This is a genomic window from Mycoplasma testudinis ATCC 43263 (assembly GCF_000687795.1).
GTDB lineage: Bacteria > Bacillota_I > Bacilli_A > Mycoplasmatales > Mycoplasmoidaceae > Mycoplasmoides > Mycoplasmoides testudinis.
Genome location: NZ_JHXT01000005.1, coordinates 43,314 through 68,139, shown reverse-complemented (window position 1 = coordinate 68,139; position 24,826 = coordinate 43,314). Strand labels below are relative to the sequence as shown.

Genomic DNA, 24,826 nt, shown 5'->3' with positions numbered 1-24,826 from the left:
ACAATTGACCTGGGTTAATATGGTTTTTTAAAGAAATAGAATTTATGGATTTCCCTTTTATATATTTTGAAACCAGTTTAAACCGTTCTTTAGTTGTCCATTTTTTATTTTTTGAATTATGTTTAAGACCTTCTTCACCTAAATCTTTGTATAACTTTATTCACCGTTTCACATAAGTCATAAAAATTTTTTTGCCAACACTACAAGGTGCTTTGATCTTTTTTCCATTTTGATAGTTTAAGACGCATTTAAGTTTAAATTTGTCTGTGTATTTCATAAAAAATACCCCTTCCTAGTTTTGTCCAGGAATTGGGGTACATACCATGAGGTATTTTTTTCTTGTGAAAAGAAAACGAAAAAGGTACCAACATGATTCATAGAAATGATATAAAAATTCCTTTAATTGTCAACCAAAGAAAACTTTTTAACCCCTTTTTTAATCGTAAAGAATTTATCAAGTTGCCTAAATTGCCTGCCAAAATAAAAAATGTTTATTTGGCAGAAAACGAAAGAGGGTGGTAGATTGTAATAATAAATGCAACACTAAAAATTAGAAAACCCATAAGAGTTTCTGTAAAATGTTATTGATAAATGTAAACTTTTATAAACTATAATTAAAAATAATTATAATTGAACAGTTACTTTTACCTCATACTTGGTGATTCAGTAAATTTTTATAGACACAACATGATTATAGCACTAACCATTCTTTTAATTCTTTTCCCAATATTTGAGAAATTTTTTTTATTGTTTAAAGTTAATACTTGTTCACTTAAAAATATTTTCGATAAAAAAAATTATTCGTTTCATTCAATGCATATATTCTGATTTATTGCCTATTTTGTTTTTATCCAAGTTGGAATGTATTGGTTTACAACACTTAAATTATCAAATTTTGATGCTTATTATTGAATTATAGTTATTGCGACATGCGCGTGAATTCTGTATTGACTAGTAAATCTGTGATTATTTTTCAAAAAAACTAATTTGCCTAAACAACAAATAAAAACATGTTTTAAAGAATCACTCAAACTTTTATTTTCTAAAGCAAGTATTTTTTTTCTTTTAAGTTTTTTGGTTATTGCTATATTTTTGCTCATTGATTTTTTCCAAATAGTTACTCCGCATTTTACTGATTCGGAAGCTTATGTTTCTTTAAGTAACAGATTCAAAATCGGACAATATAACTTTGCTACTGGCGGTGATAATGCAACTGAAAATTTCTCAGTTACATATTTATATCCTCAGCAATATTATTTTAACAGTGTATTTTTTTATTCTGATCCTGCGAATGGGGTATATTTTTGAAATCGTTTAATTTTTTTCGCGTTTCTTTTTTGAACTTTTTATGCTTTTTCAGAAAGAATTTTTCCAAAAATTATAACTAATTCTGTTTGTAGATTTTTGGTCTTTTTTGCAATCGCTCTACTTACGTATTTTTTGTTTTCTAATTTGGCGTCAATAGGTGGTGGGAATCTAGAAATAATGTTTATTTTGCCCGCAGTTTTTTTAACTATAAATCAAAAGGATAAAATTTTGCAAGCATTTGTCTATGTTTCGTTTTTTTCTTTTTTTTCATCAACTGGATTAGTTATTGGTATTCCTATATTCATTATTTATTCTTTAATAAATTTTCGATCTTTTTTTGCTAAAAAATTTTATAGAAACATCGTTTTTTTGTTTTATCTTATCTGTTCAGCTATTATTTTCCTTTTAGATAACATTATTGCTAATGGGGTTCTTTCAATTTTATCGATTTTACCTTTTATCGGATTTTATATTTTAAAGACTAAAGTTCAAAACATTTGAATAAACACAAGTTTATATAAAAAAATAGATTTACTATCTCTACAAAAAATTAAAATTAAACTTCATTACAAAATTCTTGCATGATTACTATTTGCGATTGTTTGCATTATGAATGTATTTGGATTTGGATTATATGGGCCTTACCTATCCAGTTTAGTATGAACAGCATCTTCATCGGTATTAGCATTTTTCTTAGTTTCGTGGTCAATTTGGAGAAATAAATTTAGTAAGAATTTTCTTTTTATTTTTATTACAAGTTTGGTCGGATTAGTTGCGTATTTTGGTTTAAATATTTCTGGTTTGCTGTCTAGCCAGCCATCTTTGTGACGCATAGGATACATAAGTCCTTTGCTACCAGCTGTTAATACTTTTTCATACACATTTTTTATAGTTATGTTTTGTCTGTTGTCTGATATTAATTTTATTTGAATATGAACTTATATTAGAAATAAAGCGAATTTTGTATTTTCTAAAAGAATAAGAATGAAATATGGGGGATGGACTAAAAAAGTTTTGATAGCAATTCCTAATTTAGTACTTTTAGTATTGCCTTCTTATTACAGTTATTCTCATATTACAAAACATTTTACTCCGAGAATGTACACCACAGATTACCAACGCGAAAAGATTTACAAGTTTAGAGATAAACCAAATCTTGAATTTACGCCTGCAGATATAAATTTTCTTTCAAATTTTAATAATTCTATCAAGACAAATGATATTGTATTAGCAGATGTTCGGATATGATTAGTTATTTCTCACGGTATAGATTATTTTACTTATCAAAAAAATACAAATCTGCTCTCATCTGAATATGTTGAATATTTCGAAAATTCACCTAATGTGTCGTCCATGATAGACTCCTTTGTAACAAAAGGTTTAGTGAATGGAAATTATGCTATTTTTTGGAAAAATACTGATTATATTTCTGATGTTATTCAAAAACTAATTTCTTTTAATTTTGAGAAACAAAGCGAAAGTTCTAATCTTAGTTTTTTTGTTTATAAAAAGGTTGGTATTTAATAAAAATAATTAAGATTTAAGTGACTGCTAATTAAATAGAGTTTTGCGCGTTGAAGTTGTTTTTACATTACTTAAATAGTTATGTAGTATGACTTCTATAAAATGAATGATTTTTAGGATGATTACAGGTGATGAAAAATATTTTTTGGGTAAGGGATTAATTTTGTCTGGAATTATAAATTCTTAGACGAAGTAATGCATCTAAACCAATGGTAAATAACCACGTAGTTTTTTTAAAATTATATACGGCATTTGAACTAAATTTTTATTCCTATCTAAGCAATATCTGATTAAATGGACTACAAATTATGTGATAAAAATTAAGTTTATAAAAGAGTTCATTAAGTAAAATATTTATCGCTTTGTATAATTAATTATTAAATTTTTTAATTTTATACATTTATTAATTTATAACGTAATACAAATATGGCACAGTCAGAATACAAAATAGCTTTAAAAAATATTTATATTAGTTTTGGTGCTAATTTGGTTTCTTTAATAATTACTATCATAATTACATTCTTGCTAAACCAATTTGCTGGAACGTCTAATTTTGGAATCTATAGCATAGCAATTTCGTTAATCCCGTATGCAACTTTAGTTCTTAGTTCAATTGATACTTTAACTGTGTATCGTCTATATAAGCCTCTTGCACAAAAAAACTATGTTGCTGCGCAAACTCTTATGTCACGTTCTTTGTATGAATACCGAACACGTGGTATGTTTTCATTTTTCGGTCTACTTCTGATGTCTGTTTTGTTTCCTATTATATTTGGATCAGATTCTGTCTTTGATGGGGTTCTAAATGGTTTGACAATTTTAGCCGGAGGGGTTTCTAGTCTATTTGCATTTTTAATTTCTCCAATTTACCAAAAAATTTTAGTCGTGGAAAGAAAGGGATATTTATTACAAATATTTGATTTAATTGGTCGTATTATTTTTAATTCTATTTTTGTGGCAATTATTTTTACAAATTTTCGTTTTCAATATTTAGGAAATAATAAATGATTGATAGTTTTTTCAACGTTTGTATCGAATTTTACAGTTTCTTTTAGTGTTTTTTTGGCTTTTGTTTTAAGAAAAAAAATAGCTCCTTGATTTAAGAATAAAATGAATAAAAATTATATTGAGGACGCTAAAATTAGAAGACAATTAACTCTTGATGCTTTTATTTCTCAATTAATACTCAACACAAGCTTTTTGACATTTGCCATTTATAACAATTTTTCTAGTGATTCTTCTGTTCTTGCTGGAATTTATGGAAATTATCTTTTAGCAAAAAGCGCTTTATCATTAATTATGACCACTATTTTGAATACAGTTATTAATTCATTGGCTAGGGTCTATCACACTTCAGAAAAAAAATACTTGATTAAGGTTTATGATTCTTATGATTATGTTTCTTTTATGGGGGCTGTTTTTAGTTTTACTACTATTCTCATTATTTCCCCGTTTTTTTCTTCTTTAAACACTACACAAAATTCCTTTGGAGTCGCAAATTCCTTATCTTCTCTTCATGGTTTCAATCAGTGATTAGGGTTTTTGATGGGTTTAGCTATTTTCATTGAAGTAGCACGCTTGCCGGCAGAAAACTTAAAAAATATACAAGGTCATTATGGATGAAAAGTAAAATTTGCAAGTATCGAAGCAACAATTAACATAATTATAACGATAGTTGGTGTTATTATCTCATATTACTTCCCGTGATTAAATGGTTTAGGCATCATCGCTTCACTTATTTTAGCAGTACTTTTGTCTACTGGATTTCGGTATATATCTGTTAAACTATCTTCAATTAAATCTCTATACGAAAGTGATATATTTTCGATTAGTATAAGAAAGGTTTTCTTTCATGCATTTCTCCCTATTATAATAGGTTTGGTTTATACAGGAGGAGTGATATCTTTAATTCCTTTTGATACAGTTTCTTTGCGATTTACAGGGTCTGGAATATTAACTTTATTTTTAGTGGGTTTAATAGCATTGTTTTTAATAGTAATTATTTTATTCGTTCTTGTTTTTTTGAAAGAAGATTTTCGAAAACTGTTTGTTAATAAATTTAAATTTATGTGATCTCAGTTAAAAAATAAAAAATCTTAATACTAATTTAGCAACTCTTTTTATTTTTCAAATAATGTCTTTTTTATATTTTTCAAATATTTGTAATTTTTTAATTTAAGATTAATTCTAAAATTAAATTCAAGGTAAATTTGGTGTATAAATGTTTAAACTACTATCCTTGGTCATACCGCTGTCTCTTATCAGTTCAATTGCTATAACTCCAACTGCTAGCAAAACTTTACAAATTTTGAATCATGAGTCGTTAACAACCGAAAAAAGCTATAATACTTTTATTAATTCTATTAAAGATGAATCAGATTCACCAAATGTCAAGATATATTTAAATTGAGGCGCAGCTTTACCTGATCAACAAATTTATTTATCAATGCTTGCTGCTTTGAATTCACCTGCTCCCAGTGCTCAACAGTGAACTGACTCAGTTATTATTTCACGACGTATTTTTCAAAATGAAACGAATGTTAAATATCACGCTTTACTTGATCAATACGGGGAAATTACAAACCAAAATAAATCAACAGATGCAAAATTACTTTATGTTAATAATTTAAATAAAATCCCTGGAGTGAATGAAAGTTCTACTTTAACTGATGAGCAAAAAAACGAATCATTTAATTTCAATGGCATAGGGTTTACAGTTAACTCTCTAGATTATTTAAATCGTTTCTATAGTGCAACTTTCCCTGACGCAAAATATGATTTATGAGTAACAGAACATATTTTAAATCAACTTTGATCAGCACATCCTATTCAACTTTTGGATTTTTTCTCAAAAGTAGATAAGATCTATCTAATGTCTGATGGTAACCTTCAAACAAATAGTTTTGTATTTGATTATGTAAGACGTTTTAAAGAAACAAACCTTACAATTGATCAAGCTAGATCCAATTGGAATGCCATTGTAGCTAATGATGCCGATAGCGTAAACGTGTTTAATAATTCATCAATATTTGATTTTTTAAGACTAGATGACGTTTTTAAAACCTTCCATATTACTGATTATACTGATACAGATATTTATGGAATTCCAGCAGCTGATATGTATAAAACTTATCCCTTGAACTTAGATCATATCGTTGTTTCTAATCAACTATTTACACCAGACCAAACCGTACTAAAAGAAAAATTTATTAGAGAGTATGAATCGTTATTTGGTGTTGATCAAATAAATTCAGTTGCTGATATGATTGTTTCTGGAAAAGAGAACTATGATCCAAGCAAGAAGAATATTGTTTGATTAGGAGATGCTTTAATTAGTAATGTTAACAATGTTAATCAAGCAAGTCGTGAAGAACTACAAGATACCTTCGAAGCACTAACTAAAAAATATCCTCCTAAAGAGTTCAACTATTTCTTCAAGATGCATCCGCGCTTTAGTCAACAAGTTTCAGATGAATTAATTGCTTTTTATACTGCTAAAACTCCAGAGGTAAAACCGTTGACAATTAGCACTGCTATTCCGTGAGAAGTATTATTAGCTAAAGATAGTTCTCTTTTGGCTGCAGATCCAAATCGTCAGGATTTTTTCTTTAGCACAAATACTAATAACGATGTAATTCCCAAAACTACTTTAGTTGGTATCCAATATACAACAACGGCAATCCCTGCAACTTTGTTTTATTTAACTAATAATTATGGAATGTCATTATCAAACGCTTTTAAATCAGTTTCATTTGAAAATTGACCTATCCCTATGACTTTTGATATTTTAACTTTTGGCGCAAATACAAATTTACAACAACAATTAGAATCCAATCGAACAAGAATAGATAATATCTATGCAGTTTTTAGAGATTTAGGTAAATTTGAAGACTATTCTTCCCAACCATCATCTGAACAATTTATCCAAAGTCAAAGTGTTCCAGTAGATTTTGACCCTAATTTAACTCCTTCTAATCAAAACCCAGGATCCAATAATCCAACTTCTGATGGTTCCATTCCTACAAACTCCACTCAATTAGAATATTTATGATTATTGCTATTGATTCCAGCAATTGGCGGATTAGCAGGCGGTTCATATTTCTTTTGAAGAAAAAAGCATCCACATAAATAGAATGAGATTATAAAATTATTCTGATTTCTTAACTGTCAAGGAACCTTAATAACTTGAAAAATAATCAACCATTTATTTTAAACAAATTGATTGATAATTCAGAACCTAACAATACTGTTTTGAATTATTTAAGAAAGTCTTTAAATACTTGCACATCATTTAATTTTTGTGTTGCTTTTATTCAAAGTCGGGATTTGTCTTTGATTAAAAAGAGCATTGAAAAATGCCTTGAAAAATGCCTTGAAAACAATAAATCTGAATGTAGAATCATTACAATCAGATTATCTATATAATACTGAACCTCAAGCATTAAAAGAATTATTAGATCTTACAAGAGCATATCCTGACTTAAAAATAAAAATTTGCAAAAGTAATGGTAAAGAAGATACACCTTTACATGCTAAAGCTTACATATTTCAAAAGGATAAATCTAGACATATCTTAGTTATTAGTTCAAATTTATCCCAATCTGCTTTATGTAGTTCTAGCGAACTAAACGTAAGTTCATTTGATTGGAATTTAGTAAAAGAAACTTTATTAAAATTTGATGATTTATGGACAATAATCGAACAAAATCTTAATCAAGATTCTGTAAATCAATACCAGCTCGAATTTGAGAATTGACATTTGAAAAAGATAAAAGATTCAGGAATTAAAGTTAAAAGTACTTTAATTGATCATAATAAAAATCATGAGATTGCAATTAGACAATGACAACATGTACAAAAAGCAAGAACTGGTGGGATTCATTTAGATATAGGTTCAGCCTATACCAAAAAAGAATTCGCTACATATTTTTCATTTCCTGGCTATCTTTGATCTGGATATGTTGTTGCAGGATGATCTGATCAAGAAGATAATATAAAATGAAATTTCCCTATTTCTGTGAGCAGATGAAAATTAAATGGCATTGACTCTAATGACTTCTTTTTTGATAAGTAAAAAATGGTTATTTTTTTAAATGAGTACTTGATTTTAAAACCACCACCTCAATTAAAATGAAAAAGTTGTGTTTTTTCTTAAATGATCCAAGAACTATGTTTCATTTATTTGTAAGGTCTAATGATGTTTTTAAAACCACTTATTTGGGAACGATGAAGCTGGCAAGTAAATTAAATCAAGTCATCAAAAAAGACAATAAAGCTCAAAGAAGTGTTATTTTCAAACTTGATGAACTACAATCGCTAAAAGTCATTATGTCAGAATTTGTTTCATAAAAATAATCAAATAGTTGTTTTCTAGTAATTTTAATTCGTTGTAATTTTTATAATACAATTGAGGCCTACAATTATTTAACATTTTAGACATTTTTCAAGATCATTTTTTGAGTATAATGAACGTTCTTGATTTCTATAAATGTTTCATTTTTAAAAATTCTTCAAGTGAATAAAAAATAGGATTTGTATATGATATCTACTCCTGTAAAACCCTTATTAACTGTTCTAATTCCTGTCTATAATTGTGCTAAATGAGTGTGCAAAACTTTAGAGTCAGTTTTGTCTCAATCCTATCGAAATTTTGAAGTGATTATTGTTGATGATTGTTCTTCTGACAACACCTTAGATGTTGTCAAACAATATACAAAAAATGACTCACGGGTTAAGATTTTTACTAATGATCAAAATCTAGGAATCGGAGCTGTCCGGAAAATTTTAGTATCAAAAGTAACTACTCCGTTCTTCTTTTTTATTGATGACGATGATCATTTATATCCAAAAGTATTTCAAAAAATGATGGCTCTAGCTTCTGATCAAACAGATTTAGTTGTATCCAAATTTAAAGTATCTAAAATTATTCACAAGATGCGTTTTACAGTCCCAATGGTGGCTCAGGACTATAGGACTCCGGCTTCACCAATGGATTGGTATTGTCATAAAGGAAGTTATTTATGAGGCACCATCTTTCGGACAACTTTTATTCGTTCTTTGAATGAACACATTTGATCAGATTTACGAATCTATGAAGATATCTTTACTTTTAGTGAAATTTTTGCCAACGCTAAAACAATTGCTTTTTGTAACATCTATTCAATTCGATATTTAAGACGACCCGGCAGTTTATCTTCATATGCATCTGTTAGTAGTGTTGAAGCTAATCTTGATGCTTTTAGTGTCGTGATGCCCAAATTGTTTGATATTATCCAAAATTCAATTCAAGATCCACGATTTAAACGAACCATGTTAGATTCGAAATTCACAGATTATTTCTCAATTTTTTGTCTTGTTTATCCCACAATGAAAAAAAATAAAAAGCTTGATTCTTTCTACCAAAGAATGAACTTTTTAAAAGAGATCATTCAAAAATACAATACAAAGATTATTTATAAAGTTAAATGAACATCATACTTGTTACGTTTAAGCCATCCTAAATTTTTCAAATTATTGGGCCTAAACTAACGTTTTTTTATAAATATTTAAGATAGTTTGTTTGACCCAACAAGTAAATTTTTATTTTCTAAAAAGACATTTTAAAAAATCAAGATATAACTTTATAGTTAGCATTAACATAATATTAAACCAATTGTTTTGTCTTGTTTATAAAAACAAGTTTTTGTTGTAACGTTTCAAATTTGTATAATTACCAACCAGTCAGCACTTTGTGCTTTCACTAATTAAAAAAGTAAATGACAACCATTACCGACAATTACCCATATCCTATTTTAGAAAATAGCGTTCCCAAAACAGGAAATCAGTTCTTTTCCAAAAAGAACTTGATTTTTTTATTGATATTTTTGATAGTCGTGATTTTAATTGGGGTCTTTACCTCTGTTTTCTTTTTAGGAATTGATTTTAATACTTTAGATACTTTAGCCCAGAGGACTCTTGCACCCGATAAAGTTCCTTTTTTAATAGGCTTAATTATCATGTTTTTATACTATTGGTTTTGGAATTCATTTACTGTTTGATTAAACGCCCGGCACTTCAATATCAAGGCAAATTTTTGGGACTGAATGGTTTTTGGAATTACTAATGTTTTTATTGCAGGAATTAGTCCCTTACAATTGGGATCTGATCCTTACCGTTTTTATTGGTTGACCCGTCATGGCTTAAAAGTGAAAGAAGCTTTAGTTGTGGCGACTGCTACAGCTTTATATACTCCAATGATGAGTGTCATTGTAACGTGACCTTCTTTTATTATTGTTTCAACAAAGTATGGTGAAATTACTAGTTCGGCACAAGGATTAACTGCATATTGGTTTGGTTTTGTTGGATTAATGTTGTATATGGTTGTTTTTTTAGTCTTGTTTTTACTTTCTTATAGTTGTTGATTTCATGTTTTAGTCGGTCGAATTTGAAATTGAGTATTAAAAATATTAAAGAAGCCTTACAAGACAAAATCCCAAATTATTGAAGAATATCATGTGAATGCTTCGTTTCAACGATCCTATTTAAAACTTTTAAAAAACTGAAAAAATTTTTTAATTCAAATTTCAGGTGTTACTATTTGGTTTTTGTTTCGGGCTTTTTCAGTTTATTTTGTTTTACAACTATTGAATACGACGGTAATTTCTAACTACAATCCTTCGGCTATTTATAACATTACAATTGTTGCTATTGCCGCAAATAATTTTGTTCCTATTCCTGGTGGTGAAGGAACAATGCAAATTGTTTTACAACGCTTCATTACAGCATTTGATTCAAATTTTTCAGCTGCTGGATCAGTTTCTGATTCGGCGATTTTAAATCAACTAAACGTTGCGATTTTCGTTTGAAGATCTTTCTTATATTATTTACCAACCGTTGTCGGAGCATTTTTCTTTCCAATCATTTTATATAAGCATTATCGCTATAAAGACCACTGGCGCGAAAAGATATCTAACAAAAAATCCACTAAAAATAATTGTTAAACAAAAGTTACTTTTGCTTAGTTTTAAAGTTTATTTATCTTAGATAATTTAAATATAAATCGACAGTATTCTGGTGTTTATTTGAAACATCTTTTTTAAAATTTTTAAAAATTTTTTCTTACTTTTAGACCATTTTTTGCATTTTATTTATTGGGAAACCAAAACCATTAATTTTAGAAAGCAAAAAAGCAACCTAATTAGTCGTGTTAAACGTGGCTTTCCAAAAACATTTTTCTAATAAAGAAGGGATTTTAAAATGGAAAACATTTCATTCGATGCTAAGAATAGTGAAACATTATTAAAAAAATTAAAAAAGGTCTTGTCAATCTACGAAGACTTTAACTGTACGATAGTTTTTAACGAAAAAGACAAACTACAAGTTAAAATAATATCAAACCAAATGACATTCGTTGATACAACCGGTTGCGGAGGAAATAAGATGACAATTGAAGAATTAGCTGCAATCGTTCGCGAAGGATTCGCGCAAACCAACAAGAGAATTGATGATGTCGAACATAAAGTTGACAAACTAGATGCCAAAGTTAAAGACATAGATCAAAAAGTCGATAAACTAGATACAGAAGTTAAAGACATAAAGCAAAGAGTCGACAAACTAGATACAGAAGTTAAAGACATAAAGCAAAAAATTCAAAACCACGACAAATTGTTTAAAGCACATGGTTGGATATAATTTTAGTTTATTTTAAAACTAGACAATAAGTATAAGCTAGTTCAAATTAGCTTTAACGAAAAAGACAAACTACAAGTTAAAATAATATCAAACCAAATGACATTCATTGATACAACCGGTTGTGGAGGAAATAAGATGACAATTGAAGAATTAGCTGCAATCGTTCGCGAAGGATTCACGCAAACAAACAAGAAGATAGATGATGTTAACCAAAAAGTTGACAAACTAGATCAGAAGGTTGATGATGTTGAAGAACACCTCAATAAAAAGATAGATGAGGTCAACCAAAAAGTCGATAAACTAGATACAGAAGTTAAAGACATAAAGCAAAAAATTCAAACCCATGACAAATTGTTTAAAGCACATGGTTGGGTGTAATTTAAAGATTTTTGAATTGATCTTTTAGTTCCATATTTTTTTATTATTTGGGTTAAACTAATATTGTTATTTCTATAGATTCATAGAAACCTAACACAATATAATTTTTGAGATTTTTGAGAGAAAATAGAAAGCTGATAAATTCTGTGAAATTTAATTTATATCAAGCGCCTTAGTTAAATCTTGATTAGCCACTACAATTAACTATGAGTGAAATTGAATCATGATTTTATAAGATAATTATGACTAAATTAGTGTTCATATTTTTAGGAATTTTTCCCTAAAAAAGCTTTTTGTTTTTATTTTAAGAGCTAGATTTTGAAAAGAAGGCCGCCTATTTAAACCATTCTTTAGTTTCAATTGGTTTGTTGCATATAATTATTTAATAATAAATAATATGTAAAAAAGGCCAATTTTCCACACCCTTAAAGAGTTTTCCACATTTTATTTATGTTATACTTTAACCCGATAGACGTAGCGTTTGTCAACAAATAGTAACCGACTTGTTTTGGCTTTACACCTTGTAAAACCGATTCAAACTCTTTTACTTTGGGTTTTTATCCATACATAATAAGGACATTTTTACTATATGAAAAAAAGAATCCGATATACATTTGCGTTCCTAGGAAGTGCTGGATTAGCTGCAGGAATCGGGTTGTCATTTTTAGGATTACCTAATAATGGTTCAACTTCGCACAATCAGCCGCAATTAGCGCCGCAAAGTTCTTCTTTAAGCTTGTCCAATCAAGCTGCTGTCACCCCAGCAATCAATTCAACAATCGGGCAAATCCGTCATTCAGCTAATAACAATTTCTCTGGAACTCAGTTAGCTGATAGCGGATTTGCCGTTTTAACGGGTACAAGTGCCGACCAAGGTTATTCAGCAACCCGCACCAATTCATTCGGTGGTGTTTTGTGGAGTTTTAATCCACAAGCTGCTCAAACTTCGTTTGCACCAGGTGTTCAAGCAGTTTACAATCAACAAGGGATTGTTGCGAATGGTGCTGACACTGGTAAAGGTGCGATTGAAATTCGCCAAGACTCACAATTATCTAATGTGTTCTATGTCTTGTTAGTTCCAACCCAAGCAATTCAAACTGATGCTAACACGGAATTAACAACCCCTACATCTGGACATACTTACGCAGATATTAATAGCAATGTTAATTTGCAAGCCACAGTTGTTCAAATTATGGAAACACCAGGACAAGAAAATCCGTACATGATTACCAATGTTGCTTCGATTCCTCCTTCAGCAATGGTAGATAATTATCCAAGCCAATGGAAAACTCCGAATGGAATGAGTTCGTTCTCAAAAGATCAACACCCGTTATGGTTCGATAATAATGCTAGTTCTACAATGGTTCTTCCGTGAGAAATGTATATTACTAATTTAGGTAATATGTTTGCTACAAACGGAACTGTTTTAATGTTTGGTGGTAACGGAACCGTTTTCAATGAACCTGCTGCTTTATCAATCGGAATGTTCCGAATAAATTTTGATACTAACGTTATTCGAAACAATAACTCAACACGGGTTATTCCTAAATTAACTGGTATTCCTTATGCTTATATATTAGCCGGAATTACTTCAGGACCTAATTCGGATTCAAACTTTGCATTTACAAATGCTCCATTAGGACAAGACGCTACTTTCTCATACGTTCCTAGAATGGCTGTTGGCGGTGTACAAGGTGCCGTTGGCAATATCCAAACAGGTAATTACATTTATATAGCTGGATCAATTACAGTTGGTCAAGATATTACAGTTCAAAAATTTGAAGGCGGATTAAATTCAACCATTGTTGGGGCAGCAGTCGAATCCAGTAGTATGGGTAGTGGAACAAATAATGCAGGTAGTCTCACTACTCCTACATCATTAGATACTGCACGAGGATTAGGAAGTTTAAATGACCCTAACTTCTTTAATAATACTACTGCTACAAATCAAGCAGACGATGGCGGTGGTTCATATGATCCTGCCGGAGAAAATGGTAGTCCAAGAACTCGATTCTTTAGACGTCTAAATGATGTTAAATCAAACAATATTCCTTCGCTTCCACAATTAGCTAACGCTACAACTGGAAATTCTGTAAACCCATTATCTGTGTTTGGGACACAATTGAATATTGCTTCATTATTGAACATTCGCTCAACTGCATCAACAACTCAACCAGCTAATACTCCATCAGCTGAAATCGACACTTTGGTAAGTGGGGATAATTCTTGACTTTATTCATTATTAAATAGTTCTTCATACAGTTTAGGTGTTAATCCTGGATTTGCATCAGCATTCTTATCGCAAAATAGCGACTTTGGAACTTTAAACCATTCAGAAGACTATGACCGAGTATCTCGTGGTTCTATTGTGGCTCGTCCCCAACAATTATGAGATTCTGGTTTAGGAATGTTTACCTCATTATTTGGATATTCTCCTAAAGATGTAGGTAATCTTGCTTCTTATTCTTCAAATGGAGCACAAGATGGTTATGTGATGCAAATTGGCGCATTCACTTATTACTTTAGTTTAAGCGGATCAGATGGTTATGTTCAAAATCAAGGAATGACTCCGGTGGTTGATACTACGCCCCAAGCGCTCCCGACTGATCCAACTACAGGAACTGATTCAGCCCAAATTGGAAGTGATAACGCTAACAAATGATGAACATTACAAATGATGCCTCAAAGTGCATACAGTTATAACATTGCGGTTTCTAAACAAACTCGGGTAACATTTGTTCAAGATGCTACTCCAGCAATTGGAAATAATCCTTTATGAATTAATTTTGTAGGTACAGCAACAACTAATGGAACATTAGCTTCTGCTACTTCATTCTGAGGTGGTGCAAGTGTTGGCAGTACAACTTTAATTAATAACTTCTCAGGTAGTGCAAATATTCCAAGAACCCAATACCAAAACTTCAGAAACGGAAGTATGCGTGTAAATGGTAACAGTTCTGGTAATTTTGCAGTTACTGTAAATACCGGTACCGCAGCAACTACTAATAATGCTCCAACAACCGTTTTACAATCATCTGTTCCAACTTCAGTCTTTGCTCAAAAAGGTAATTCTGGTTTATCAATCTTAAGTTTTAGTCCAACTACTTTAAGAGAAACTGGTTCATTTACAAATGCTGCATCTGATATTACAGCATCACTAGGATCAGGAGAATTTAATGCTAATCCTCCCGAATCATTTACAACTTTAAATGTTAATAACATTTTTGATACTGTAACTGAAAATGGAGTAACACTTAATTTATTAAAATCTAATTTAATTAGTTCGTTCTTCACTTACCATAAACCAACTCTTCAAAATCAAGCAGCTGCCACTAATAATGGTGAAGGCTTAAAAATTCGGATTGTAGTTACTAACATTAATCCAGTAGATCAATCAGCTACTTTCACTGCTCAAGTTCAAAACCCATTGAACCCTGAACAATGAGATATAATTCCATCTTCAAATGGAGTTTCTAATCAAAATTTCCCAGCTCAACCAGGTTCATTTAACCGTCAACCAAGTTATGTAATCGCTGTTGCTGTTGCTGTTCCAATTATTGCTGTAGCCATCATTATTGGTCTTGGTTTGGGTATTGGAATTCCAATGCAAAAAAACAAGAAAGCCTTGAAACAAGGATTTGAAATTTCCAACAAGAAAGTTGACACATTGACAACCGCTGTTGGTAGTGTATTTAAACAAATTATTAATCGTACCCAAATTGGTAACATTAAGAAGTCGCCTCAATTATTAAAGAAAGCTTCTCCAAGTCCAGCTGCCAAGCCAGCCGCACCAGGTGCTAAACCTGTTGCTCCAAGTGCTAAACCAGCTGCGCCTGCTCACAAGCCAGTTGTTCCAACTGCTAAGCCAGCCGCACCAAGTGCTCCAACTAAACCAGCAAGTCCGACTAAGCCGACGGCCCCGAGCAAACCAGCTAATCCAGGAGTTAATGCATAATTATGACTAAGAAATTTAAACAAAAGAAATGAATCTTTAAATTAGTTGCAGTTGCTAGCTTCTCAAGTTTACTTGCAGCCGGATCAGTATATGGAATAGTTAATCAAACTACTCACACTTCAGCTAGTCCATTTGTTTCAAATCAAGATAGCATTTCTTTAAATAACCAAGACTTTACTTCAGAATCTCAACCAACTGTTAATGACATTTATTTAGCTCCAACTAATAATCGGTTTACTCATGTCTCTACAGGAGCTAACCAACATTTAACTGATCCAAACAATAACTTTGTTTTGTCAACACAAACTCATCAAAGTATTACTACACAAAATTCTAGTGACTTCGATACTAATGGAACATTAAATGACTTTAATTCTCAATTATCCGCTGAAACAGTTCCGGGGTTAATTAAATTAAATTCATTTGGTCAAAGAATTTACGGAATTGATTTTAGTGGATACACTGGATATACAATTCGCCAAGTTGTCCAAAACTACAATAATAAAAACCAATACTTTGTTTTAGTGGTTAACGAAAGAACAGTGAATGTTAATTATGCAAACGGAGCATTTACAGTGACCGCAGGCCATGCTGAAGTTTTACAAGTTATGGATAACGGAACGGCTTTTGGTGTTACTCGTGCTTATACATTAAATGGTCCCGTGATTGATTCTAGTTTGACTGATACTTACAAGAATTTGCAATTTGATGCGCCATGAGATCCTAAAATTCAAAATGAACCAGCAAGTTTCACTCCTAATTTATTAGGTGCAAATGGTGCTGCTACTGCGGTAAATTTAACCGGTACTTGACAACCAGGAGCTAAAGTTAGTCCAAATGCTGGAACTCCTGGTCAAAATGATAGAAATTCAGTTGTCGCAGGTACACAAAGTGGAAGCGCTTACTCTTATAGTAAAAACGTTGCAACCCACTTGTATTTAAACAATTTAAACAACATGACATTTATTCGGGATGATCGAACAAATAAAGATGCTATTTACATTTTTGGAGGTTCTGATTTATCAAACCTTTGATTCTATGCATTTGATGTAGATCAATCAACTAATAATGAAAATACAATTCCAAAAACTCCTGTTAGTGCTAAATTATACGCGCAATATAGTTTGCCTTTTACAGTTCCTTTGGTAACCGCTTCTAACAGAACTCTTGTTGCAAATGCTCGAAGCCTTTCATCTACATCGTATACTGACTATTTAAGAGAAAATATTAGATCCTTCCCTCAAAATGCTTCTTTTCCAGCATATCAAGTAGCTGGCGCAAGAACTGTAACTGTTAATGGGACAACATCTATTAAATTAGAACTTATTGTTCCTAATGTTAATAATAATGGTGCAACATCTAGTGGATCATTTACAATTCGAACTACTAACTATAATGTGGTAACAGGTAAAACCGATAGACAAGTTAATTCATTTGTTAGCCCTTCATTAGATTTATCAATGTCAGTTGACCAAGCAATTCAAATCGCTGGAAACAATTCTTCCGCTCTTCAATCTAATACTGCACTTGCTACTGTTGAACGTTCATTTGTAAAATATTCAACATACAATGTGACTCCATCTAATAATGACGGTTGAGATTCGACTCAATCTAATAAGTATTTAGTTTATGACACTCGTGTAGGTTCTAATAACTTCACATTATCATTCAGTTATACAAGAACTGATTTCACAGTAACTCGTTCAGGTGGTGGACAACCAACTGTTAGTGACTCAACCACTCCACCAGCATTAGATAAAAATGCTCGTTTCACTAATTTAACTGGTGTTTCATATAGTAATGATTCATGATTTTTAACTTATCGAACTCAACAAGGTTCAGCAACTTACATTTTAAGTTATGATCCGATTTTAAATCGAACATCTTTAAACCCAACTAACTTAGGTTCAGCTAATGGTTCTACATTCGGAACAACTGATGGATCACAAATTGTTGGAATCGTTCCATTAACAAATAATTTTGTTTATGTTATTACTCGAAATCAAGCTAATAACCAAAACCAAGTTAATTTGTGAAGACAGCAAGGATCAACTGGTAATTATGTTCCAGATACTGCGTTCCAAAATGCCGTTCGTAATGGTCAAGGGACTTCAGTTGCTGGAGTACCAACCTATGCAAATCCAGATGGAACTCATACAGTTGACCAACAAGAAATTTGGGGAACTGTGGAAGGATTTAAACCAAAAGAATATTTGGAAAAAGCCGGATTCTTCCAAAACCCAGCTTCACAATTAGCTAGTCAATCCCAAGCTGTTTTAAAAACTTTAGTTGATTACAAACCATCACCTAACCGTCAAAACCAAGATTATCAAGTTATCGCTAAAGTTGTTAATGGAAATGATTTGCAATTAGAAGTTCGCTTGCAATACTACAATGGCGAATTCTTTAATCCAGATCAAATCGTTAGTGTTAACCAAGGGGTAACTAATCCGTTAGTAATGGTTTACAGTGGCTTTAGTGCTCAACCAAGTTGGGTAATTCCAGTTGCTGTAGCAATCCCAATTTTATTAGCAGCAGCAATCGTTGGTCTTGGTCTTGGTATTGGTATTCCAATGCGTAAAGCCAGAAAAATCCAAGACAAGGGATTCATTTCAACATTCAAAAAAGTTGACACTTTGACATCTGCGGTTGGTAGTGTATACAAGAAGATCATTACCGAAACTGCTTCTGTTAAGAAGAAACCACAATTATTGAAAACTGGGAAGAAACCAACTGTTCCTGCGGGTAAGCCTGTAGCACCAGTTGCTAAGCCAACAACACCAGCAGCAAAACCAACTGCTCCAACTGCTAACCCAACAAAACCTGTAGCTAGCCCAACAAAACCAGCCGCCCCTAAAGCACCAACAGCAGCACCTAAAAAACCAGTGGCTCCAACTAGCCCTGCGAAGCCAACTGCTCCAGCTAAACCAGCCTAAGCTGCGATTACCGTTCAGGAGATAGAAAATGCCTAAATCAAATAGAAAAAACAAATATAAAATCCTTGCCATCAGTGGCGGTGCCATTCTCGCCGGTGCTGCTTTTGGCGCTGGGTTTGGTTCACTAGCAACATCAAATAGTAAACCAGCCTTAAACCAAAATACTCAATCTAGTATTGTCAACCAAGCTGGTGTTACTGACAATCCGGCTTTGGGTGCGACTCGGGTTTTCAAAAATACAAGCTTTAGTGGAATTCCTGTTAAGGGAACTAATCCTGGTGCTTTAGTATTAACTGGAACTGATGCTATTACACGAACAGATTATTACGGAAACGTTTTATGACGGTTTAGTCCATCTGTTGCAGATGATGCAGCAGCTGGTGCAATTAATCCAAACGGATCATTACAACGAGGTGATCGTGGTGCATTAGTTTCACCTAATGGTGTAGCAAACTTTAGAAGTGATATCCAAGGGAAAATGGTGGTCGAAGCAAGACAAGATGCTTCTTTACCCAACATTTTCTATTTGTTATTAATTCCAAGTAATTATGAAACAGTAAATGCTGAATCAACCACTATTGATCAAATTGATAGTGCTGTTAATATGCAAGCAACTGTTTTAGTTTTAAGTGAAGATTTATCAAACCCAAACATTCCGTTCGGAGTTGTAGCTGCAAGTAATATCAAACCAAGTGATATGATTAAAAATTATCCTTCTGCTTGAACACAAAACACATCTAAATCTTATTTCAGTTTAACTAATCACCCAAACTATTTCGATGGAACATCAAATGATATTTCATTACCTTGAAAAATTTATTTAGCTTCTGTTGGTAACATGTACGCTAATAATGGGCAAGTAATTATGGCTGGCGGAAACGGAACTATTTTTGATGCAGCGAACGATCAAGATGTTTTATCAATGGGGATGTTCCGTGTGAACTTTAATTTCGCCACCATTAGTTCGAACCCATCAAATGCTAGTTTGCATGTAACGGCTGATGGTTTCCCATACGCTTTAATTCTTTCTGGAATTGTAAGTCCATTTGGTAACACAACTTTAACTAATTTACCAATTGGTCAAGATCAAAATTTCCAATATGTACCAAGAATGGCCGTGTCAGGTTTAGTGCCTGCTACTGATCCTAATACTGGTGCAGTAAGTAGCTTAAGTTTAGTTGGAACAATTACTATTGGGACAAACGCTGACCAAGGGGCAGATTCTTTTTCCGCTACTAGAAGCGGAATTACAGGTGCTGTTGCAACTAGTGATTTAGGATCCAACGCAGTTACTAACACTGCTTTATCTGCAAGTGCTGCTGCTGGTAACAGTTATACTGCTCAAACTTTATTTGAAACCTACATTAGTATTCCGTCATTTGAAAATATTCAATCTGGTTTTAACACTACTGGTAACGGAATTACTGCACAAGAATATGCTCAATTAATGTTATCTCCTACTTGATTTAGCACAGGTACATATGCAGGTTCATGAATGCCGGCGACAGCAGGATCAACAACTGCGGATTCTGTATTTAGTAGTCAATACTTGTACTTATTAACTAACGTTGGTGGTTTCTCACCTCGTGATGTTGGTAACTTAATTCCTTATACTACTCGTGAACAATCAAGTTTACGCCGTTCTTATTATTTCCAATTAGGTTCATACTTAATGAAGATGTATCAACCTAATGTGACTAATCGAAATGTAATGACTTCAATTCCTTCAATTGCCAACTCAGATTTTGCAACTACATCAGCTGCCGGTAATGGTTCTGCTAATTACAAATGAGCTGACTTTAAAGGATCATTTGCAATTGGTGCAGATAATAACACTAAATCTGATGCAAATTCTGGAAATACAGCTGGACAAGGGACTGTCATTGGATCAGGTTGATCTAACACTTCAGCCGGTGGAATTTATTACAGTAACTTTAACGGTAATTCAGCAACAGTAATTAATAATACAAACGTAATTAATGGAGCACAAACTGTTCCTAGTACAATTACAACTCCTGCCCAACAAATTGCAGGTATCACTATTAACACTGGATTGCAAACCTTGCAAGCTCCTAATTTAAGTTCAATTTTCTCATCAACAGGGATAGCCCAAACTTATTACACTGATAGTGATGTAAGTTTAAAGATTAGTGATTTCACTAACAGTGGTCTTGCATTATCAACAGCTATTTCTCCAGTAGCTTTGAGAAATGCTGAATTAGGTTTTGGACGATTTAAAACTAGGGATGAAATTAGTCAAAGCTTCTTTACTAATTCATTAACTGATGTTTTAACTCGTGATGCTAACGATGGAAGTACCATTTTACAAGTTGGGTTTAGAGGAGATGTATTTGATTATACTCTTCCAACTCGTGGTAATTTCAATCCTGATGATTGACGAATTTTAGCAACTAATGTTGACCCAGTTGCCCAAACTGCAACATTAACTGCTCAAGTTAAAAATCCCGCAACTGGTGATTATGTATCAATTCCTCAATCAGATGCTAATATTGCTGCATCAACATCCATTTCTGGATTTGGTCAATTACCAACTTACGTAATTCCAGTAGCCGTTGCTGTTCCGATTGTAATTGTTGCAATCGCTTTAGGTCTTGGATTAGGTATTGGAATTCCAATGCAAAAAAACAAGAAAGCCTTGAAACAAGGATTTGAAATTTCCAACAAGAAAGTTGACACATTGACAACCGCTGTTGGTAGTGTGTTTAAACAAATTATTAATCGTACCCAAATTGGTAACATTAAGAAGTCACCTCAATTGTTAAAGAAAGCTTCTCCAAGTCCAGCCGCTAAGCCAGCCGCACCAGGTGCTAAACCTGCTGCTCCAAGTGCTAAACCAGCTGCGCCTGCTCATAAGCCAGTCGCTCCAACCGCTAAGCCAAGTGCACCAAGTGCTCCAGCTAAACCAGTAAGTCCGACTAAGCCATCAGCGCCGACGGCCAGTGCTACTGCAGGGGGTAAATAATATGAAAATGAATAAGAAAACAAGATTAGCTAAAAAGCTTATTTGAACTCTTGCTAGTGTTAGTGCAGGGACTGTTGTTGCCGGAGTATCTTACTCGTTGATTTCAAATGTTCAACAAGTTAATAATTTCAATTCATCTAATGTTGCATTAAGTAATCAAGCTGCTTTGACAAATAGTCAAATTTCATTAGACTCATTGAATTTAGGAAACCAAACTACTGGTAGTTTAGCTAATAAGCCAATCGTAACTGCTAATGATGGATCATATATTACAACATTTGCCCAAGCAACTAATAATGGCCAAAGCGGAATAGTAAAAATTAGTCCATTCGGTGGAATCCTATACGGATTTGATTTCACATCTGAAGCAGTACCAACTGCTTCAACAGGTGTAACTTTTACTAATCAAACATTATCTGGTTACCAAGCACGACAAGTTGTTCAAAATTACCAAGATCCTAGCTTGTTCTATGTTTTGGCTGTTAATCCAACTGCAACTGTATCTGGGACGTTAAGTGCAACCACAGATAATTTAACAGTTTCAAACCCTGGTGTTATCTTGACATTCAAAGATGACACAGCTACTAACTCCTTTAGTCAAGTTGGTTCTCCAATCATTTTAGGATTACCAAACATTCCTACTGGTGAATTGTTAACTTTCTTCTCTTCTGTGCAAGTGAATCGTCCGTTCTTAACTAATGATTCAGATGGTGCAATGATTTCTAACCAAGATCCTAAAACATTTACACAATCGTGAGATGCTAATAATAGTTTTGCTTACCAAGGAATTGATACAACTAAAAACGTTGTCAGCAACTTGTATTTACAAAACTTAAAGAATATGGTTTATGCTGATGGCGCAATTGCTATCTACGGTGGTAATATTTTACCTGCATTCTGGTTCTATGCAGTTAATGTATTTAACACTCAAGATAATACGCCTGATACAAATGTGACTTCAACACGAGGTCGATTATATGCTCAATACAATTGAAATAATAGTTTAAATGCCACAAATAACGCTGGATTCATTCCTTCATCAAATAATCCACAAACTGCAGCAACTAATATTCCAATGCCTACTGGGTTAACTACTACTGGTGGAAACCGTTCTTACTATCCAGCATATTTAATTGCTGGTGCAACAACTACAGTTCAACAAACATTCTTAAGTAACGGAAATTTATCACCGAATTCAACTCCAAATGCAACAGTTCACGTTGGTGCGACAAATGCAGGATATACTGTAACAAATGGTACTACCAACAGTGTAGCTTTTAGAAACACTGCTTACTTTAGTTCAACTAATGGTTCAGACGCCGCAGTTACTTTACCTAACGGAATCTTGCCAGTTATTTCAGGTGATGGTTTAGTTTCTTCTGTTTCTGCTGTTGCAGGAATTTCAGATACTTCAACTACTTCTTCATCTACTTCGATTTTCCAACAAAGTAGTTCTCGAGCAGTTGTTTCAAGTATTAACGGTACAGCTGCAGACGGTTTAACTGAACACAATGTAAATATACTATATGCTTATGATGCTCAAGTATCTGGACCAGATTTAGTCAATGGCCAAACATTATCTTCAATTAATGCAATGTACTTAACTCGCGATCAAATTCTTCGTTCATCATATGTTTCGCAAACAGCTTTCCCTGCTTCAGTAAGAAATACATCAAATGCTGGAATCAATGCGACTACATTAGTTGCAGATCAACTTAACCCAGCTCCCGGATTTAATCAACGTAATTTATCACAAATTATGGTAAGTAATAATACTTGGTTCTTATTATTCAATAATGGAACCACATCTCAAGTCTATGCTGCAACATTGTCTCGTAGTGGAAACTTATCTGCTCCCGCTACAACTGATCCATTATTTAACAGTGATAACATTAATATAAATAATTCTGGTATTAGTGCTGGTTCTCAAAGAATCATTCACGCCTTGTTACCTTTAGCTAATCAATTTGTTTATTCATTAGATAGTAATGCAAGTGGACAAGATACTCGGGTTCGATTGAATGAACAAAAAACCGTTGATGGAACATTTGATCGCTTAGCAGCATTTGACCAATTTAACGGACAAGTACCATCTTACACTGACAATAGTCCTATTTGGGGTAACATTGTTCGTCGTGATGTTAGTGATCCATCTTATTTAAGCAACAATGGATACTTATCATTAACATCATCAGAACTTGCAGGTGATAATAACCGTTTACAAAATTTAGTTGAATACTCACCAGCGTGAGATGGTCAAAGAATTAACGTAACAGCCGGTTCTACATCTAATAACAGATCTTTACCGATCACCATTAATGTTGAATACTATAATGGTCACATGTATAATAACCAATCGTTCCAAGATGCTAATTTAGCTTTCCCAAGTAATCCAGTTGATGGATTAGCTAGCTTGCCTTATTGGGTTGTACCAACAGCTGTCGGTGTTACGATTCCATTAGCAGTAATTATTGCAGCAGTGGGATTAGGTATAGGAATTCCAATGCGTAAAGCCCGTAAGTTACAAGACAAGGGCTTTACAAGTACCTTCAAGAAAGTTGATACCTTGACATCAGCGGTTGGTAGTGTATACAAGAAGATTATTACTGAAACTGCTTCTGTTAAGAAGAAACCACAATTATTGAAAACAGGTAAACCTACTGCTCCTGCAGGAAAACCGACCGCACCAAGTGCAAAACCAGCCGCTCCTACTGCTAAACCATCTGCTCCAGTAGCTAAGCCAAGTGCACCTGCTAAACCTGTTGGTGCTCCAGTTAAGAAACCAACAGCTCCAACAGCTCCAACTAAACCAGCCGCTCCAAAAGCACCTAGCAAACCCGCTTAATCGCTCGCGTTTAATAGTTATTAATTAAATATTCTTCTAATTCTGGTCAAACTTTTTGATTAGATGATGAGGAATATTTTTGTTTTTAAAATTACCACAATAGTTTATTAATACAAATCCTGAAAGTTTAGATTTGAAAATAGAACTATTAAGGCATCACTTTTAATAAATATTTTTGGGTTTGTAGATCAAAATATTTATCTAAAGCTAACGGTTTTTTATCAAAG

The 24,826-nt window shown here is 32.7% G+C and carries 16 protein-coding genes; 14 read left to right on the top strand and 2 right to left on the bottom strand.

Going from position 1 to position 24,826, the window contains the following annotated elements; genetic code table 4:
* Nucleotides 1–277 (bottom strand): helix-turn-helix domain-containing protein (locus T384_RS0101975; RefSeq protein ID WP_027119626.1); only part of this gene is annotated, 277 nt, incomplete at its 3' end.
* A 92-nt stretch (nt 278–369) separates the two neighbouring features.
* On the opposite strand from T384_RS0101975, the gene T384_RS07370 reads away from it, so the two are divergent.
* On the top strand, nt 370–522 hold the full coding sequence (locus T384_RS07370; protein WP_169734574.1) for a hypothetical protein: 153 nt from the start codon (nt 370–372) through the stop codon (nt 520–522).
* Nucleotides 523–1,949: 1,427 nt separating this feature from the next.
* Here T384_RS07370 and T384_RS07255 read toward each other — a convergent pair.
* Nucleotides 1,950–2,141: a hypothetical protein gene (locus tag T384_RS07255; RefSeq protein ID WP_156933112.1), complete on the bottom strand. Its 192-nt coding sequence runs from the start codon at nt 2,139–2,141 to the stop codon at nt 1,950–1,952.
* 151 nt (nt 2,142–2,292) lie between these two features.
* Between T384_RS07255 and T384_RS07250 the strand changes: the two genes are divergently transcribed.
* From T384_RS07250 to T384_RS07590, 13 genes are all read left to right on the top strand, one after another.
* Nucleotides 2,293–2,832 carry a hypothetical protein gene (locus T384_RS07250; protein ID WP_156933111.1) on the top strand — a complete coding sequence of 180 codons (540 nt, stop codon included), beginning with the start codon at nt 2,293–2,295 and terminating at the stop codon, nt 2,830–2,832.
* A gap of 426 nt (nt 2,833–3,258) precedes the next feature.
* Entirely contained in the window at nt 3,259–4,932 is a 1,674-nt protein-coding gene (locus tag T384_RS0101960) for a hypothetical protein (protein ID WP_027119624.1), read from the top strand.
* A 121-nt stretch (nt 4,933–5,053) separates the two neighbouring features.
* Entirely contained in the window at nt 5,054–6,964 is a 1,911-nt protein-coding gene (locus T384_RS0101955) for a hypothetical protein (protein WP_027119623.1), read from the top strand.
* A 228-nt stretch (nt 6,965–7,192) separates the two neighbouring features.
* Nucleotides 7,193–7,906 carry a phospholipase D-like domain-containing protein gene (locus T384_RS0101945; RefSeq protein WP_169734573.1) on the top strand — a complete coding sequence of 238 codons (714 nt, stop codon included), beginning with the start codon at nt 7,193–7,195 and terminating at the stop codon, nt 7,904–7,906.
* Between the two features lie 95 nt (nt 7,907–8,001).
* Nucleotides 8,002–8,181 (top strand): hypothetical protein, encoded by a 180-nt coding sequence (locus T384_RS0101940; protein ID WP_036498803.1) that lies wholly within the window; start codon nt 8,002–8,004, stop codon nt 8,179–8,181.
* 189 nt (nt 8,182–8,370) lie between these two features.
* Nucleotides 8,371–9,360 (top strand): glycosyltransferase family 2 protein, encoded by a 990-nt coding sequence (locus T384_RS0101935; protein ID WP_027119620.1) that lies wholly within the window; start codon nt 8,371–8,373, stop codon nt 9,358–9,360.
* A gap of 227 nt (nt 9,361–9,587) precedes the next feature.
* Nucleotides 9,588–10,811 carry a lysylphosphatidylglycerol synthase transmembrane domain-containing protein gene (locus tag T384_RS0101930; RefSeq protein WP_027119619.1) on the top strand — a complete coding sequence of 408 codons (1,224 nt, stop codon included), beginning with the start codon at nt 9,588–9,590 and terminating at the stop codon, nt 10,809–10,811.
* 256 nt (nt 10,812–11,067) lie between these two features.
* On the top strand, nt 11,068–11,502 hold the full coding sequence (locus T384_RS0101925; RefSeq protein ID WP_027119618.1) for a coiled-coil domain-containing protein: 435 nt from the start codon (nt 11,068–11,070) through the stop codon (nt 11,500–11,502).
* Between the two features lie 135 nt (nt 11,503–11,637).
* Complete coding sequence (locus T384_RS0101920; protein ID WP_027119617.1) at nt 11,638–11,880, top strand: hypothetical protein; 243 nt, start codon at nt 11,638–11,640, stop codon at nt 11,878–11,880.
* Nucleotides 11,881–12,469: 589 nt separating this feature from the next.
* The gene (locus T384_RS0101915; protein ID WP_027119616.1) at nt 12,470–15,835 is read left to right on the top strand and encodes a hypothetical protein; all 3,366 of its coding nucleotides are present in this window, start codon (nt 12,470–12,472) and stop codon (nt 15,833–15,835) included.
* A 2-nt stretch (nt 15,836–15,837) separates the two neighbouring features.
* Nucleotides 15,838–18,771, top strand: a complete 2,934-nt coding sequence (locus T384_RS0101910) for a hypothetical protein (protein WP_027119615.1) — start codon at nt 15,838–15,840, stop codon at nt 18,769–18,771.
* Between the two features lie 28 nt (nt 18,772–18,799).
* On the top strand, nt 18,800–21,754 hold the full coding sequence (locus T384_RS0101905) for a hypothetical protein (RefSeq protein WP_027119614.1): 2,955 nt from the start codon (nt 18,800–18,802) through the stop codon (nt 21,752–21,754).
* 7 nt (nt 21,755–21,761) lie between these two features.
* Nucleotides 21,762–24,599, top strand: coding sequence for a hypothetical protein (locus tag T384_RS07590; RefSeq protein WP_156933110.1), 2,838 nt, complete (start codon nt 21,762–21,764; stop codon nt 24,597–24,599).
* The last annotated feature ends 227 nt before the right edge of the window (nt 24,600–24,826 follow it).